This window comes from Mesorhizobium sp. B3-1-8 (genome assembly GCF_006439495.1).
Classification (GTDB): Bacteria; Pseudomonadota; Alphaproteobacteria; order Rhizobiales; family Rhizobiaceae; genus Mesorhizobium.
Genome location: NZ_VFTK01000004.1, coordinates 112,872 through 125,219 on the forward strand (window position 1 = coordinate 112,872; position 12,348 = coordinate 125,219).

Below are 12,348 nucleotides of genomic sequence, written 5' to 3' on the forward strand. Positions count from 1 at the left end.
TCTCCCAATACGCAGGTCGGATGGTTGATGCAGGCTTGCGAAGCTAGCGCAGGCAACGAAATTTGGAAACGTTTTTATTTGGTCCAGATCACTCCGGCTTATAGCTCCCGAAGGCTTGCGCCGATTGGATCAGTTCGACGCGGAAACCGTCTGGATCGATGAGATAAACCGCCTTGCCGCCCTTGTTCGGACCGATCGTCGGCGTGACCGGGGCGGAGACCGATTTCACGCCTTTGGCCACCAGCTCCTCGTAGAGGCTCATCAGGTCGTCGACGTTGAACGCAATGTGGCCATTGCCGATGTTGCCGTTGCGCATGTCGACCCGGACCTGTTCGATATTGCGGTATTCGAGCAGCTCGAGGCATACATCCGTGCCCGGCAGCCGAAGAATGGCGCCGTGCAGATCCACGCTCGGATAGCCGACAAGCTCACCGATGTATTCGGCCTGCGGGTTCCATTGGAAGGCCAGCTCGAAGCCCAATATGTCGCGATAGAAGGCGATCGAGCGTTCGAGCGAGCGCACGGTGAATCCGGTATGATGGGCTTTGGTGATCCTTGCCAAGTCAGCCTCCGGCCGGTGGTCGGCCCATGCGTTCGGTGTTCATGCCGTTAGATATCCGTCGTCGCACATGACGATGTGTCCGGTGACGAGTTCGGACGCATCGCTCGCCAGAAACACGGCCGTTCCGATCAACTCGCGCGGCAGCCCGAGCCGGGGCCGTAGCATGCGCGCCTTGATGAAATCCGCCGTGATCGACGAGCGGGAAGCCGCGGCCTTGGTGAGCGGCGATTCCATCAGCGTCGGACCGATGCCGTTGACGCGCACGCCGCGGTCTCGCCACTCCAGCGCCAGTGCCTTGGTCATCTGCAGCACGCCGCCCTTGGAGGCCAGATAGGCGCTGGCCCAGGGATAAGCGTTGAACGAGCCGATCGAGGCGAGGTTGATGATGCTGCCCCTGCCCTGCGCCAGCATCACATTGCCGAAAGCCTGGCAGCAGAAATAGGTGCCCTTGAGGTTGAGATCGAGGATGAAGTTGAACTTGTCCTCCGGAAACTCCTCGGCCGGACTGCGGAAGGCGGAGCCGGCGCTGTTCACCAGAATATCGACGCTGCCATGGTCGGCTTTGACTTTCCTGGCGAGGTCGAAGCAGCGATCCCGCTTGGTGACGTCGAGTTCGGCAGCGACGGCTTTGCCGCCCTGCTCGGTGATCGTCGCCAGCGTCGCCGCCATTCCCGCGGCGTTGATATCGGCGAGCACGACAGTGACGCCGAGTTGCGCATAACCGATCGCGATCGCCGCGCCCAGCCCGCTGCCTGCGCCGGTGACGACGGCGACGCGGCCGGAAATGTCGAAAAGACCTGCCGTATAGTTCGCGGGTACTGTGATCTCATCGTCCGCCATGACAGCTCTCGCCTGTACCGGTGCGTTCCTACTGCAGGATGTTGTCTGGATCCTGGTGCGGCTGGCTCAGGCACCACGCCTTGTCGATCATCTTGCCGAAGCCCGGCCCCTGCGGCAGCGGCTTCATCAGTCCGCCTGCCATGATCTGCGGCTGCGCGAGGGCATCGTCATAAGGGTGCACCCCTGTCCACGGCACGCCCCATTCGATCGGCTTGTCGTCGAAGCCCCAGGCGCTGAACACCTGACTGTGGGTATGCGGGAACATGTGCGGGCCGAAATCGACGCCCGCCGCGAGGCACTCGTCGATGACGGCGCGGCCGCCGGTGATACCCCCCATGCAGGTCAGGTCGACGCGGACGCGATCGACGGACCCAGCCATGATCAGGGCTTCCGGGTAGTAGGAGCCACCCTGTTCATCGCCCTGCCAGATCGGCATGGGAACGCGCTTGCGGAGCGCCGCGAGCATGCCGGCATTGCCGGGCGGGAAAATGTCTTCGATGCAGCCCATGTCGATGTCGGCGATGCTGTCGGCGTAGGCGGCTGCCTCGTCGACGGTCTTGAACATCCAGACAAGATCGGTGCCGAGCCAGGCATCGGGCGCCGCGTTGCGTATCGCGCGCAGCCGCGCCGCCGACAGCTCCCAGGTAGCCGCCATCGGGGCTTTGAAGCGCCGCCATCCTTTGGCGTAGAAGTCGGCCGCCTGCGCGCCGGTCTTGTCCGGCGGCATGATCGCGGGCGGATAGCCGATGATGCAGGTTGCAGGCATCGGCTTCACCTTGCCGCCGAGGAACTCGGCGATCGACTTGTCGGCGATCTTCGCGGCCGCGTCCCAGGCGGCGAGGTCGACGATCGAAAGCGCCCGCAGGCCAACGCCGGCGCTATGCGAACCGTAGGTGCGTCCCTTCGCGGTCCGGAAGGTCGCTTCGCGGTCGGCGATGTCGGTGCCGGCATAGACCGGGGCGATGCTCTTGCGGATCTGCTCGGCGACGGCGCCGTCGCGCGTCAGCGTGAACGCCCACCCCTCGTGCCCCGACGACGTGCGTATTCGCACCGTGGCGAATTCGCGCATCTTCATGACCCAGTCGCCGAAAATCACCGGCGCCGGCAGCTGAGCCTGAATGGTGGCTACGCTGACGTCGACAACAGTAGAAGGACTAGGCATTCCATCCCCTCCCAAGGGTCCGGCCGAGCCGGGAATTTGCCGCCACCATAACGACGCATTTTTGCTCGGTCAACCGATTGATTACCGTTAGTCAAACGATTGACATGGTTTTCGCGATTGCCTAGTCTCGACTTCCGTTCACGGGGTCCAAGGGTATTTTGCGGCCTTTGTTTCAGGTACCGGTTCGGCATCATCGGCGCGCGGTCCCAACCGGGATCGCGGCACCAATTTTGAGGCGACGAAGAGTTTCTGGATGGGGTCGATCGGTCTTCGCAAGGTTGGTAAGCTCTACGGCCCGGTGCAGGCCTTGAAGGATGTCAACCTGGAAATACGCGACGGCGAATTTGTTGTCTTCGTCGGACCTTCCGGCTGCGGAAAATCCACATTGCTGAGAATGATCGCCGGGCTTGAATCGGTCACGTCGGGAGAGATCAGCATCAATGGCAAGACCATGAACGACGTGTCGCCACGCGACCGCGACATCGCGATGGTTTTCCAGAACTATGCGCTTTACCCCCAGATGACCGTGCGCGAGAACATCGCTTTCGCGCTGGAACTGCGCAAGACGCCGAAGTCGGAAATCGACAAACGGGTTGCCGAAGCCGCCCGCATCCTCGACCTGTCGGAGTTGCTCGACCGCAAGCCGCGCGAGCTCTCCGGCGGCCAGCGCCAGCGCGTCGCCATGGGCCGCGCCATCGTCCGCAATCCGGAAGCGTTCCTGCTTGACGAGCCGCTCTCCAACCTCGACGCCAAGCTGCGCGTGCAATTGCGGGCCGAGCTGTCGCGTCTGCACACAAGGCTTGGCGTCACGACGATCCACGTTACCCACGACCAGGTCGAGGCGATGACGCTCGGCAGCCGCGTCGCCGTATTCTCGCGCGGAACGCTGCAACAATACGACACGCCGCACGCGCTGTACCACGCACCGGCCAACATATTCGTCGCCGGCTTCATCGGCAGCCCTGCCATGAACTTCCTCGAGGCAAAGGTCATCGAGACGCGATCCGATGCTCTCGTTGTATCTATCGGCGATCGGCAGGTCAGCGTGCGACCAAAGGTGAAAGAACCTGGGCTCGCGGCCGGCGGCACCGTCATACTTGGCATCAGGCCCGAGCATTTGTCCTGGCAGCCTGCCGGCAGCGGTGCCGGCATTCCGGCCAAGGTCGAGTTGGTCGAACAACTGGAGCCGGAATCGTTCATCGCGGTATCGCCCGCAAGCACCTCGGTCATCATCCGGACAGCCGACGACTACGCCCGCGGCGCGGTTGTCGATCCGGCGGAGTTGGTCCGTATCGACGCCCGGCTTCTCGTGCTGCGCGTCGGAGCCAGCCGCGTGCCGGCACGCCAAACCAGCCTCGAACTCGTCGTCGACGGCGAGCGGGTCCACCTTTTCGATAGCAGCACGGGCAAGGCGTTGTGATAGGGAGGAAAGCCATTCCGATTTTGCTGGGAATTACGGCCGGCGGTCGCGGTTTGCACGCCGTCTTCCGTCTCCGGGGCAAAGTTTCGATTGGCGAAAATCCTCCTTTTGGCAATGTTTTGATGGAGATCAGATAATGCGTTCCACGCTCAAGATGCCCAAGGTCGGCGACGCGGTCGACGAGGTGGTGATCAACGAAATTCAGGTCCAGGTCGGTGCCAAGGTCAACGAGGGCCAGACCCTGTTCGTGGTGGAGACCGACAAGACCCAGGTAGAAATCCCGTCCCCGTTCGCCGGCACCGTTGCGGAAATCCTGATCAAGGTCGGCGACGACGTCCGGACCGGCGCGCCGACTTTGGTGCTCGAGGGCTGAAATGGCGAAAATCCACTCCGCGCGCGACGAAAGGTTCGGTGGGTATCTCGACGACTACCGGACCGGCGATGTTTTCGAACATTGGCCGGGCAAGACCATCACGGAGGCGGACAACCATCTGTTCTGCCTTTTGACGATGGCCGCCAGCCCACTGCATATCGACCGGCGCTTCGCGGAGACGGAGATGGCCGAGGGCCGCAACATCGTTGTCGGCACCTACGTCTATTCGCTGCTGCTAGGGATGAGCGTGCCCGACATTTCCGGCCGCGCCATCGCCAATCTCGGCGTCAGCGAACTTCGCCATCTCAAGCCGCTGTTCCATGGCGACACGCTCTACGGCCAGACCGAGATACTTGAGACGCGGCCATCCGCCTCCCGCCCCGGCGAAGGCATTCTCACCGTTCGCACCGATGGCTTCAACCAGGACCGGGCAAAGGTCTGCACATTCACCCGCGCCGTGCTTTTGCCGATGCGCGCCGGCCGGCCGGCTGGTCGCGGTCGGACGGCTTCGGTGGCGGCCGAAACCTGATGCGCAACGCATGGGTCAAAACGCATTTGCATGGAAGTGTCGGCGGCGGAGAGCGATCGCATGACGGACAAGGCTGATCCCGAACCGGCGCGCGAGACGCCCGGGCCTCTTGATGGCATACGCGTCGTGGAACTGGCCACCGTCGTCGCCGGACCGGGTGCCGGGCGATACCTGGCCGACTACGGCGCCGAAGTGATCAAGGTCGAAGGCCCCAACGGCGATCCGACCCGTCGCATGGGCTGGACCGGCCCGGACGAGACCGATTCGTATTTCTGGAAGCTGGTGAACCGCAACAAGCAGGTCGTCTCGCTCGATCTCAAAACCGAGAGCGGACAGCGCAATCTTTGGTCGCTGCTCGAAGGCGCCGACGTGCTGATAGAGAACATGCGCCCGGGCAAGCTCGAAGCGCTCGGTTTCGGCCCGGACGAATTGCAGCGGCGCAATCCGAAGATGGTGGTGCTGCGCGTGACCGGCTTCGGTCAGGACGGGCCTTATGCCTTGCACCCGGGTTTTGCGACGATCGCCGAGGCGATGAGCGGATTTTCCAATCTGCTGGGTGAGGCAGGCGGCCAGCCGCTGCTGCCGCCGGTGGCGTTGACCGACGAGGTGACGGCCCTGGTCGGCGCCTTCGCCACGCTGGCCGCGCTGCGCCACGCCGAGCGCACCGGCGAGGGACAAACGATCGACGTCAACCTTCTGACCTCGATGTTCCAGATTATGGGTCCGCTGCCCTCGGCTTATGCCCATATGGGCTATCTGCAGCCGCGGCTTGGCTCGGGTATTCCCTACACGGTACCGCGCGGCACTTACCGATGCGCCGATGGCGTCTGGGTGGCGATTTCCAGCTCGGCGGATTCGATCGCCAAACGGGTGCTGGCGCTGGTTGGTCTGGGCAGCGACGACCGCTTCTCGACATTCCAGGGCCGCAGCCGCAATCGCGAAGCGCTCGAGGTCTACGTCGCCGACTGGGTGGCGTCGCGACCCTCGCAAGAAGTGATCCGCGAGTTCCGCCGCGTCGACGCAGCCATCGCCAAGGTGCTCGACATGAAGGATATCTTTGCCGACGAGCATTATCGCGCCCGCAACATGATCACGCAGGTTGACGGCGTTGCAATGCAAAACGTCGTCGCAGGATTTTCGAAGACGCCCGGCCGCGTGCGTCATGCAGGACGTCCATTCGACGCGGATACGAAGGCGGTGCTCGACCGCTTTGCAGCCACCAGCTCCAAAGCCGAAAGCTGATGTTTGGCTTATGCCAGGAAGATCAACCGCCAGCCACCACCGATGAAAGCTGGCGCCTCAAGAGCTTCCCATTGGCATTGCGAGGCAAGCTCGGGACGAAGAACACCTGCTTCGGGCGTTTATAGGCGGCAAGGCGCCGCTCGGCGATCGCAATGATGTCATCGGCTGTGGTTCTGCTGTCCCCGTCACGCACGACAAAGACGGCAATCACGGTAACGTCGCTCCGCACATGGTGCTCAGCCGCCGCAATCTCGGCAACCCCCGCGCATCCGGTCAGCGCGGCCTCGACCTCCAGCGGCGACACGCGATAGCCCCCTGCATTCATGATGTCGTCGGCACGCCCGCGATGCCAGAGATAGCCGTCGCCATCGAACGCGGCGAGATCGCCGCCGACAAACCAATCACCGCGAAACACAGCCTGCTGCTCCTCGGGCCGCTGCCAATAGCCGAGCATCAGACCGGGATCGCTACGGTGAATGGCAAGCAAACCCGTCTCGCCGGCAGCAACGGGCTCCACGCCGCCGTCCAGCGGCAACACCGCGATCGGCCGTCCGGCTTGCGGCTTGCCGGGACTCCCCGGCCTGACAGGCATGCCCGGATGATTTGACACGAAGGTCGAGCATTCGCTCATCCCGAAAGCCTCATACAGTTGCTTGCCTGTGGCGGCGTGCCAGCCGTGGAGGATCGCCGGGCTCAGCGCTTCGCCGGCGGCAAGCGCGTGGCGAAGCTTCGGCAGACATCCTGGCTGCAAGCTGCAATATTTCAGCATCTGGCGATACAGCGAAGGCACTGCCGCAAACAGCGTTGCACCCACGGCATCGATAAGCTTCGGCCAGATCGCGATGTCGTTTGGCCCGTTGTAGAGCACTGCCATGGCGCCGCATGCCCAAGGGTCGAGGAGCCCGACACCGAGCGTATAGCTCCAGTTGAAGGCGCCGGCATGCAGCACGACATCGGATGCCGAAAGGCCTTGCCAGTCGATGTGCATTGGTTTTCGCCCGAGAACCGTGCGGTGCGCGTGGACGACGCCTTTGGGCCGACTGGACGTTCCCGACGTATAGATCATGTAGGCCGGTGCTTCGGCGTCGGTATCGGCAAAGCCAGCCGGCTCCGCTGTATTTTTCAGTCGTATCAAGGCCGCGTCATCCAGAACCTTGCATGCGGAAGGAGCGGTTACGGAGGCCAGCGACGATGTCTCGACCATCGCCGCAGCGCCGGAATCGCCGACAAGGGACGCCGTTTCGCTGCCGGTGAGTTGCGCCGAGATGGGAACCGGCACCAGGCCGGCCGCCATCGCGCCAAGAAACAGCAGGGCATAGTCGCTCGTGTTCGGCAACCGCAGCACGATACGATCGCGGGGCGAAAGACCTTCCGCCAGAAGACCTGCCGCCACCCGGCGCACGGCAAGATCGAGCGCCGCATAGGTCCAACGCTCAGCATCCTGCGGCCTGTCGGCGTCGCTCACGACAAGAAGCGCGGTCTTGCCCGGACTCGTCGCAGCCGCGCGGCCGATGCAATATTCCGCAAGATTTAGCTTTGCCGGCATCATGAGGCTGGCGTTTGCAGCCAGGTCGGCGCCTCGGGAATACCTTGTACGATCCAGCCACCGTCAACCACGACCGTTTGGCCCGTCATGTAGGACGACTCGTCGCCGGCAAGAAACCGGACGGCCTCGGCGATCTCCTCGGTCCGCGCCAACCGCTTCATCGGTACACGGGCCACCATCCAGTCTTCCTGCAAAGAGCCATCCTTCAAACCTTGCTCTATGAACTTGGTGCGCGTGAAGCCGGGTGCCACCGCATTGACCCTTATGCCCGCGGTCGCGACTTCAAGCGACAGCGCGCGCGTCAGTCCGAGAATGCCTGCTTTGGCGGCGCAGTAAGGCCCCCGCCCCGGCAGGCCGACGAAAGCGGCGGTGGATGCGATGCTGACGATTGCCCCGCCGGCGCCGCGCTCGACCATGCGCGGTACGACTTCTGAGGCGCACAGGAAGAGGCCGTGCAAATGGGTGGCGATCACCGAAGAGAAGTCGGCGAACGATATCTTGCCGACCAGGCCGACACGCTGGATGCCGGCGTTGCTGACGAGGATGTCGACTTGACCCGCTTTGTCGTCGACGGCCTTGAACGCAGCGCCCACACTGGCCGGATCGGTCACATCCGTCTCGATGTAAGTGACGCCCCTGCGCGGCTCGTCTGGAAGCATTTTGTCCAGCGCAAAGACTTTTGCGCCGTCGGCAATCAGTCGGCCCGCGATGGCATCGCCGATGCCGCGCCCCGCGCCCGTGACGACCGCGACTTTTCCCGAAAGCGATCCTGACACGGTTCATCCTCCTCTGATCTGGACCTGGCCTTCTTGCGGTCGTCGTCAGTACATCAGCCAGCCGCCGCTGACGTTGATGGTAGCGCCGGTAATGTAGCCGGCATGGTCTGAGGCCAGGAACAGCACCGTACCTGCCAGATCCGACGGCGCGGCCATGTAGCCAAGCGGTATCTGGGCGACTTGCGCGTCGAGCGCCGCCTGATCCATTCCGGAGCGCATCATGGCCGTGTCGGCCGCGCCCGGGGATACCGCATTTACGGTTATCTTGTCCTTGGCGAGCGACCGCGCCAGTCCGCGCGTCATCGACACGACGCCGCCTTTGGTGGCGGCATACGCCACGGAGCCGCCGAAACCGCCGCTCTGCCAGCCTTGCGAGGTGAAATTGATAATGCGGCCGCCCCTTCCCTGATCCTTCATGACCCGCGCCACCGCCTGATTCAGGAAGAAGGATGCTTTCAGGTTGACGTCATGCTGGAGGTCCCAGTCCGCCTCGCTCACGTCGAAAACGCTGGGCCGGCGGATCAGGACCGCAGCCGTGCAGACCAGGACGTCGATGCCGCCGAACACGGTCACGACCTTTTCTATCAGCGTCTTGTGATGTGCGATCGGCTTCAGGTCACATGCGATCGGAAGATGCGGACCGGCTTCCATTTCGGCAGCGACCGCATCGACCTTGCCCTGATCGAGATCGACGACCGCGACGCGTGATCCGGCGGCAGCGAAGGCCCGGCAGGCCTCGCGGCCTATGCCGCCGCTGCCGCCGGTGACAACGACGCTTTTGCCTTCCAGCCCGGAACCGATGTTGAAAGCCATGGAGCCGTCCTTCAGCCAATTGCCGGTGGTTGCACCGCCGTCTGCTCGGTGACGAAACATGCCTGTATTTCGCGGGTGAATTTCTTCCGATCTTCGACGAGGAGGCTCTTGAATGGTTCGGTGGCGAAGGCTTTCAGCGCGTCCTCGACGCTGTCGAACCAAATCTCGCCGACGCCGTCCCAGGCATCCTCCGCCGGCGTCCAGCTTTGCACGCGGCCGAAGCGAAGCCCGCGCAGGCCCGGCATCTGGCGCACGATATCGGCATGCGGCCCTGTCCAGTGAGCGAAGAAATCTTCCTGGCTCATGCCTTCCTTGCGGCGCAGGAAACTGATGCGCTTGATCATGCGGATCGATCCTTCCTCGGTGTCTGGAAAAGTTCCAGCGTAATGCCGTCGTGAATGCGCAGATAAGCCGCCTGAGCGCCGATGTTGGGGCCGCCGTCGATCGCCACCGGACCATCCGGCGAGATCGGCTTCGCGCCGCAATCGACAGCGCGCTGCCAGGTGGAGCGCGCATCGGCGACTTTCAGGCAAAGATGCACGTTGCCGGGGTTGGCGGTCGCGTCCGCGTTCGCCGTCCGGCCGGCAACCTGATAATCGAGCAATTCGATGACACCACCGCCAGGCAGGTCGATGAACGCCGCGTTGATGGCGACGTTCGGATAACCGACGACGCGGCTGAGATAAGGCCTGTCGAGCACGGTGGTCCAGCGTGCAGGCTTGCCCAGAAATGCCTCCCAGAAGCGGAGCGCGGTTTCAAGGCTGGCCACCGTCATGCCGATGTGGTGCACCGCTTCTATTGTATGGGCGGTTTCGCTCATCGTGCCATCAAATCCTGAACAGCCGCTCTGCATTACCGGAAAACATCGCTGCTTGCTCGATTTTCGGAAAGCCGGAAATGATCTCGGCATAGGCGTTTATGACATCCGGATATGAGCTGAACATGCGGTCGACCGGCCAGTTCGTGCCAAAGACCACCCTGTCCGCTCCGAACGCCTCGATGCTGCCCAGCACGTAAGGGCGGATGGTTTCGACCGTCCACTGCGGATCGCCCATACCCAGCCCTGAAATCTTCATGGTGACATTGGATGACTTCGCCATCACGTCCATTGCGCCGCGCCAACGCCGGAAGCTCGCCTGATCGCGGCCGATCGGAATCGCGCAATGGTCGATACAGATCTGCGTGTCCGGAAAGGCCCGGGCGAGGTCCAGAATGTCGTCGGCCAGTTCGACCCGCGTGTCGATGCAGGAAACCAGATTGCGGGAGCCGAGCTCGGCGAAGCCGCGCCGCCAGGCGGCATCGACAAGGTAGCGCCCGTCGCCAAAATTGCGAATGCCGCGAACATTCGGATACTTCAGATGCTGGTCGAGCACGCTCGCCGCGTCGGGTCGGGCGAGATGGCATTCCGCGATGATGCCGTGCGGATAGCCCGTCTGGTCGGCAAAGGCCTGCAGCCAGGCAGTTTCGACCACCGGATCGGGCGTATTGACCGCCGCTTGAACGTGCACCGCCTTGGGCACATTGGAAAAGCGGATTTCGGCGATGTAGTCCTTGACGAGATAATGCTGCGATTTCAGTGGATCGGTGTCAGCCAGAAAGCCATGAACCGCGTCGGGTTCAAGCCAGCCATAGCGAAGCTGCCGGTGCTTCATGTCGTGCAGATGGAAATGCGTATCGACGAAGGGCAGCTCAGCCATGGCGACGCGTCTCCGCGGGGTGGGCTGAAACGGCATCGGCTATGGCCTGGCCGAGCGCGCTGGTCGAGGCCGTGCCACCCATGTCGCGCGTCAGGTTCTCGCCTGACAGAAGCACCCGCTCGATCGCCGAGACGATGGCAGCAGCGGCTTCGGTCGCCCCTAGGTGGTCCAGCATCATCGCGCCCGACCAGATCTGGCCAATCGGATTGGCGATGCTCCTGCCGGCGATGTCAGGCGCTGAGCCGTGCACGGGCTCGAACATGGATGGAAACCTGCGCTCCGGATTGAGGTTGCCGGAAGGTGCAATGCCGATCGTTCCGGTCACCGCCGGGCCGAGATCCGACAGGATATCGCCGAACAGATTGCTTGCCACCACCACGTCGAAGCGCGATGGGCGCCCGACGAAATGCGCGGCCAGAATGTCGATGTGAAATTGCTCGGTCGCGACCGCGGGGTAATCCTTGGCGACGGCACGGAATCTCTCGTCCCAAAATGGCATTGTGTGAATGATGCCATTGGATTTGGTTGCGGAGGTCAGCCTGCGTTTGCGCTTCATGGCGAGCTCGAAGGCAAAGCGCATCACGCGATCGCAGCCGAAGCGGGTCAGCACCGTGTTTTGGATGACCATCTCCTGATCCATGCCGGGAAACATCCGGCCGCCGATCTCGGAGTATTCGCCCTCATTGTTTTCCCGCACGATGTAAAAGTCGATCACGCCGGGCTGTGCCAGCGGCGACGGCACGCCGCCGAACAGCCGCACGGGCCGCAGATTGACATACTGCTGGAAGTTGCGTCGGATCGGCATCAGCAACGTCCACAGCGATTCCACGTCGGACACGGTTGGCCAACCGATGGCGCCGAGGAAGATCGCATCATGCCCGGCGATCTTGTCGAGGCCGGCTTCCGGCATCATCCGCCCGAAGCGGGCGTGATGGTCGCACCCCCAGTCGAACGCCTCGAAACGCAAATCCAGCCCGAAAACACGCGCCGCTGCTTCAAGGACCTTACGTCCCTCGGGTACGACTTCCTTGCCGATGCCGTCTCCGTCGATAACCGCGATTCTGGCCGATGACATGATCCTCAATTCTCCACGGCGATCGGGCCCCTTTGGGAAAATATCGTTTCAATTCATAGTCACCACTTAGCCTCTTTGCAAGCGTCCCCTGCAGCACGATTTGGAAGAAAAGGAGGCGCGCCGCTCTCGACCGGCATGCGCGTCAAAGTCTCAAAATATTGACCAAGCCGCGACTGAATACTGCATTTTGCGGCTATTTTCGTCGGCTCAAGACGAAATCACCGAGAGGGATATGCTCAAGCGAACGTGATCCGTCGAGCCCGCGTTTGAGAGCCGAACAGAAATTGCTTGCATGTCTTGATAACGTTTCAAT

At 62.7% G+C, this 12,348-nt stretch carries 14 protein-coding genes; 4 read left to right on the forward strand and 10 right to left on the reverse strand.

The window, feature by feature from the left end; all coding sequences use genetic code 11:
* Window positions 1–88: 88 nt before the first annotated feature.
* The 3 genes from FJ424_RS05260 to FJ424_RS05270 are packed head-to-tail and all read right to left on the reverse strand — an operon-like array spanning window position 89 to window position 2,564.
* A complete protein-coding gene (locus FJ424_RS05260; RefSeq protein ID WP_140652742.1) occupies window positions 89–562 on the reverse strand; it encodes a VOC family protein in 474 nt (157 codons plus the stop codon).
* 39 nt (window positions 563–601) lie between these two features.
* A complete protein-coding gene (locus FJ424_RS05265; protein WP_140640460.1) occupies window positions 602–1,402 on the reverse strand; it encodes an SDR family oxidoreductase in 801 nt (266 codons plus the stop codon).
* Window positions 1,403–1,430: 28 nt separating this feature from the next.
* Window positions 1,431–2,564 (reverse strand): enolase C-terminal domain-like protein, encoded by a 1,134-nt coding sequence (locus FJ424_RS05270; RefSeq protein WP_140652740.1) that lies wholly within the window; start codon window positions 2,562–2,564, stop codon window positions 1,431–1,433.
* Between the two features lie 253 nt (window positions 2,565–2,817).
* Here FJ424_RS05270 and ugpC point away from each other — a divergent pair, with 253 nt between their 5' ends.
* The 4 genes from ugpC to FJ424_RS05290 all read left to right on the forward strand — a co-directional run bounded on the left by ugpC (window position 2,818) and on the right by FJ424_RS05290 (window position 6,128).
* Window positions 2,818–3,984 (forward strand): sn-glycerol-3-phosphate ABC transporter ATP-binding protein UgpC, encoded by a 1,167-nt coding sequence (gene ugpC, locus FJ424_RS05275; protein WP_140652738.1) that lies wholly within the window; start codon window positions 2,818–2,820, stop codon window positions 3,982–3,984.
* A gap of 136 nt (window positions 3,985–4,120) precedes the next feature.
* A complete protein-coding gene (locus tag FJ424_RS05280) occupies window positions 4,121–4,357 on the forward strand; it encodes a biotin/lipoyl-containing protein (protein WP_140640466.1) in 237 nt (78 codons plus the stop codon).
* Window position 4,358: 1 nt separating this feature from the next.
* Window positions 4,359–4,886 carry a MaoC family dehydratase gene (locus FJ424_RS05285; protein WP_140652736.1) on the forward strand — a complete coding sequence of 176 codons (528 nt, stop codon included), beginning with the start codon at window positions 4,359–4,361 and terminating at the stop codon, window positions 4,884–4,886.
* Between the two features lie 60 nt (window positions 4,887–4,946).
* Window positions 4,947–6,128: a CoA transferase gene (locus tag FJ424_RS05290; protein ID WP_140652734.1), complete on the forward strand. Its 1,182-nt coding sequence runs from the start codon at window positions 4,947–4,949 to the stop codon at window positions 6,126–6,128.
* Between the two features lie 22 nt (window positions 6,129–6,150).
* On the opposite strand, the gene FJ424_RS05295 is transcribed toward FJ424_RS05290, so the two are convergent.
* The 7 genes from FJ424_RS05295 to FJ424_RS05325 are packed head-to-tail and all read right to left on the reverse strand — an operon-like array spanning window position 6,151 to window position 12,035.
* Window positions 6,151–7,677 carry a class I adenylate-forming enzyme family protein gene (locus FJ424_RS05295; protein WP_140652732.1) on the reverse strand — a complete coding sequence of 509 codons (1,527 nt, stop codon included), beginning with the start codon at window positions 7,675–7,677 and terminating at the stop codon, window positions 6,151–6,153.
* Complete coding sequence (locus FJ424_RS05300) at window positions 7,674–8,450, reverse strand: SDR family oxidoreductase (RefSeq protein WP_140652730.1); 777 nt, start codon at window positions 8,448–8,450, stop codon at window positions 7,674–7,676. The genes FJ424_RS05295 and FJ424_RS05300 overlap by 4 nt, the downstream gene beginning before the upstream one ends.
* Window positions 8,451–8,495: 45 nt before the next feature.
* The gene (locus FJ424_RS05305) at window positions 8,496–9,263 is read right to left on the reverse strand and encodes an SDR family NAD(P)-dependent oxidoreductase (RefSeq protein ID WP_181182013.1); all 768 of its coding nucleotides are present in this window, start codon (window positions 9,261–9,263) and stop codon (window positions 8,496–8,498) included.
* Between the two features lie 11 nt (window positions 9,264–9,274).
* Window positions 9,275–9,607 carry an EthD domain-containing protein gene (locus FJ424_RS05310; protein ID WP_140640479.1) on the reverse strand — a complete coding sequence of 111 codons (333 nt, stop codon included), beginning with the start codon at window positions 9,605–9,607 and terminating at the stop codon, window positions 9,275–9,277.
* Entirely contained in the window at window positions 9,604–10,083 is a 480-nt protein-coding gene (locus FJ424_RS05315) for a VOC family protein (RefSeq protein WP_181182012.1), read from the reverse strand. Before FJ424_RS05315 ends, FJ424_RS05310 begins: the two co-directional genes overlap by 4 nt.
* Window positions 10,084–10,090: 7 nt before the next feature.
* Window positions 10,091–10,960, reverse strand: a complete 870-nt coding sequence (locus FJ424_RS05320; RefSeq protein WP_181182011.1) for an amidohydrolase family protein — start codon at window positions 10,958–10,960, stop codon at window positions 10,091–10,093.
* Window positions 10,953–12,035 carry a tartrate dehydrogenase gene (locus FJ424_RS05325; protein ID WP_281405424.1) on the reverse strand — a complete coding sequence of 361 codons (1,083 nt, stop codon included), beginning with the start codon at window positions 12,033–12,035 and terminating at the stop codon, window positions 10,953–10,955. Before FJ424_RS05325 ends, FJ424_RS05320 begins: the two co-directional genes overlap by 8 nt.
* Window positions 12,036–12,348 lie beyond the last annotated feature (313 nt).

What these genes read in the sequence shown, in the direction of transcription:
- FJ424_RS05265 (WP_140640460.1), bottom strand. Translation starts at nt 1,402, where the DNA reads ATGGCGGACGATGAGATCACAGTACCCGCGAACTATACGGCAGGTCTT.
- FJ424_RS05270 (WP_140652740.1), bottom strand. Translation starts at nt 2,564, where the DNA reads ATGCCTAGTCCTTCTACTGTTGTCGACGTCAGCGTAGCCACCATTCAG.
- FJ424_RS05315 (WP_181182012.1), bottom strand. Translation starts at nt 10,083, where the DNA reads ATGAGCGAAACCGCCCATACAATAGAAGCGGTGCACCACATCGGCATG.
- ugpC (WP_140652738.1), top strand. Translation starts at nt 2,818, where the DNA reads ATGGGGTCGATCGGTCTTCGCAAGGTTGGTAAGCTCTACGGCCCGGTG.
- FJ424_RS05320 (WP_181182011.1), bottom strand. Translation starts at nt 10,960, where the DNA reads ATGGCTGAGCTGCCCTTCGTCGATACGCATTTCCATCTGCACGACATG.
- FJ424_RS05290 (WP_140652734.1), top strand. Translation starts at nt 4,947, where the DNA reads ATGACGGACAAGGCTGATCCCGAACCGGCGCGCGAGACGCCCGGGCCT.
- FJ424_RS05295 (WP_140652732.1), bottom strand. Translation starts at nt 7,677, where the DNA reads ATGATGCCGGCAAAGCTAAATCTTGCGGAATATTGCATCGGCCGCGCG.
- FJ424_RS05285 (WP_140652736.1), top strand. Translation starts at nt 4,359, where the DNA reads ATGGCGAAAATCCACTCCGCGCGCGACGAAAGGTTCGGTGGGTATCTC.
- FJ424_RS05325 (WP_281405424.1), bottom strand. Translation starts at nt 12,035, where the DNA reads ATGTCATCGGCCAGAATCGCGGTTATCGACGGAGACGGCATCGGCAAG.
- FJ424_RS05280 (WP_140640466.1), top strand. Translation starts at nt 4,121, where the DNA reads ATGCGTTCCACGCTCAAGATGCCCAAGGTCGGCGACGCGGTCGACGAG.
- FJ424_RS05305 (WP_181182013.1), bottom strand. Translation starts at nt 9,263, where the DNA reads ATGGCTTTCAACATCGGTTCCGGGCTGGAAGGCAAAAGCGTCGTTGTC.
- FJ424_RS05310 (WP_140640479.1), bottom strand. Translation starts at nt 9,607, where the DNA reads ATGATCAAGCGCATCAGTTTCCTGCGCCGCAAGGAAGGCATGAGCCAG.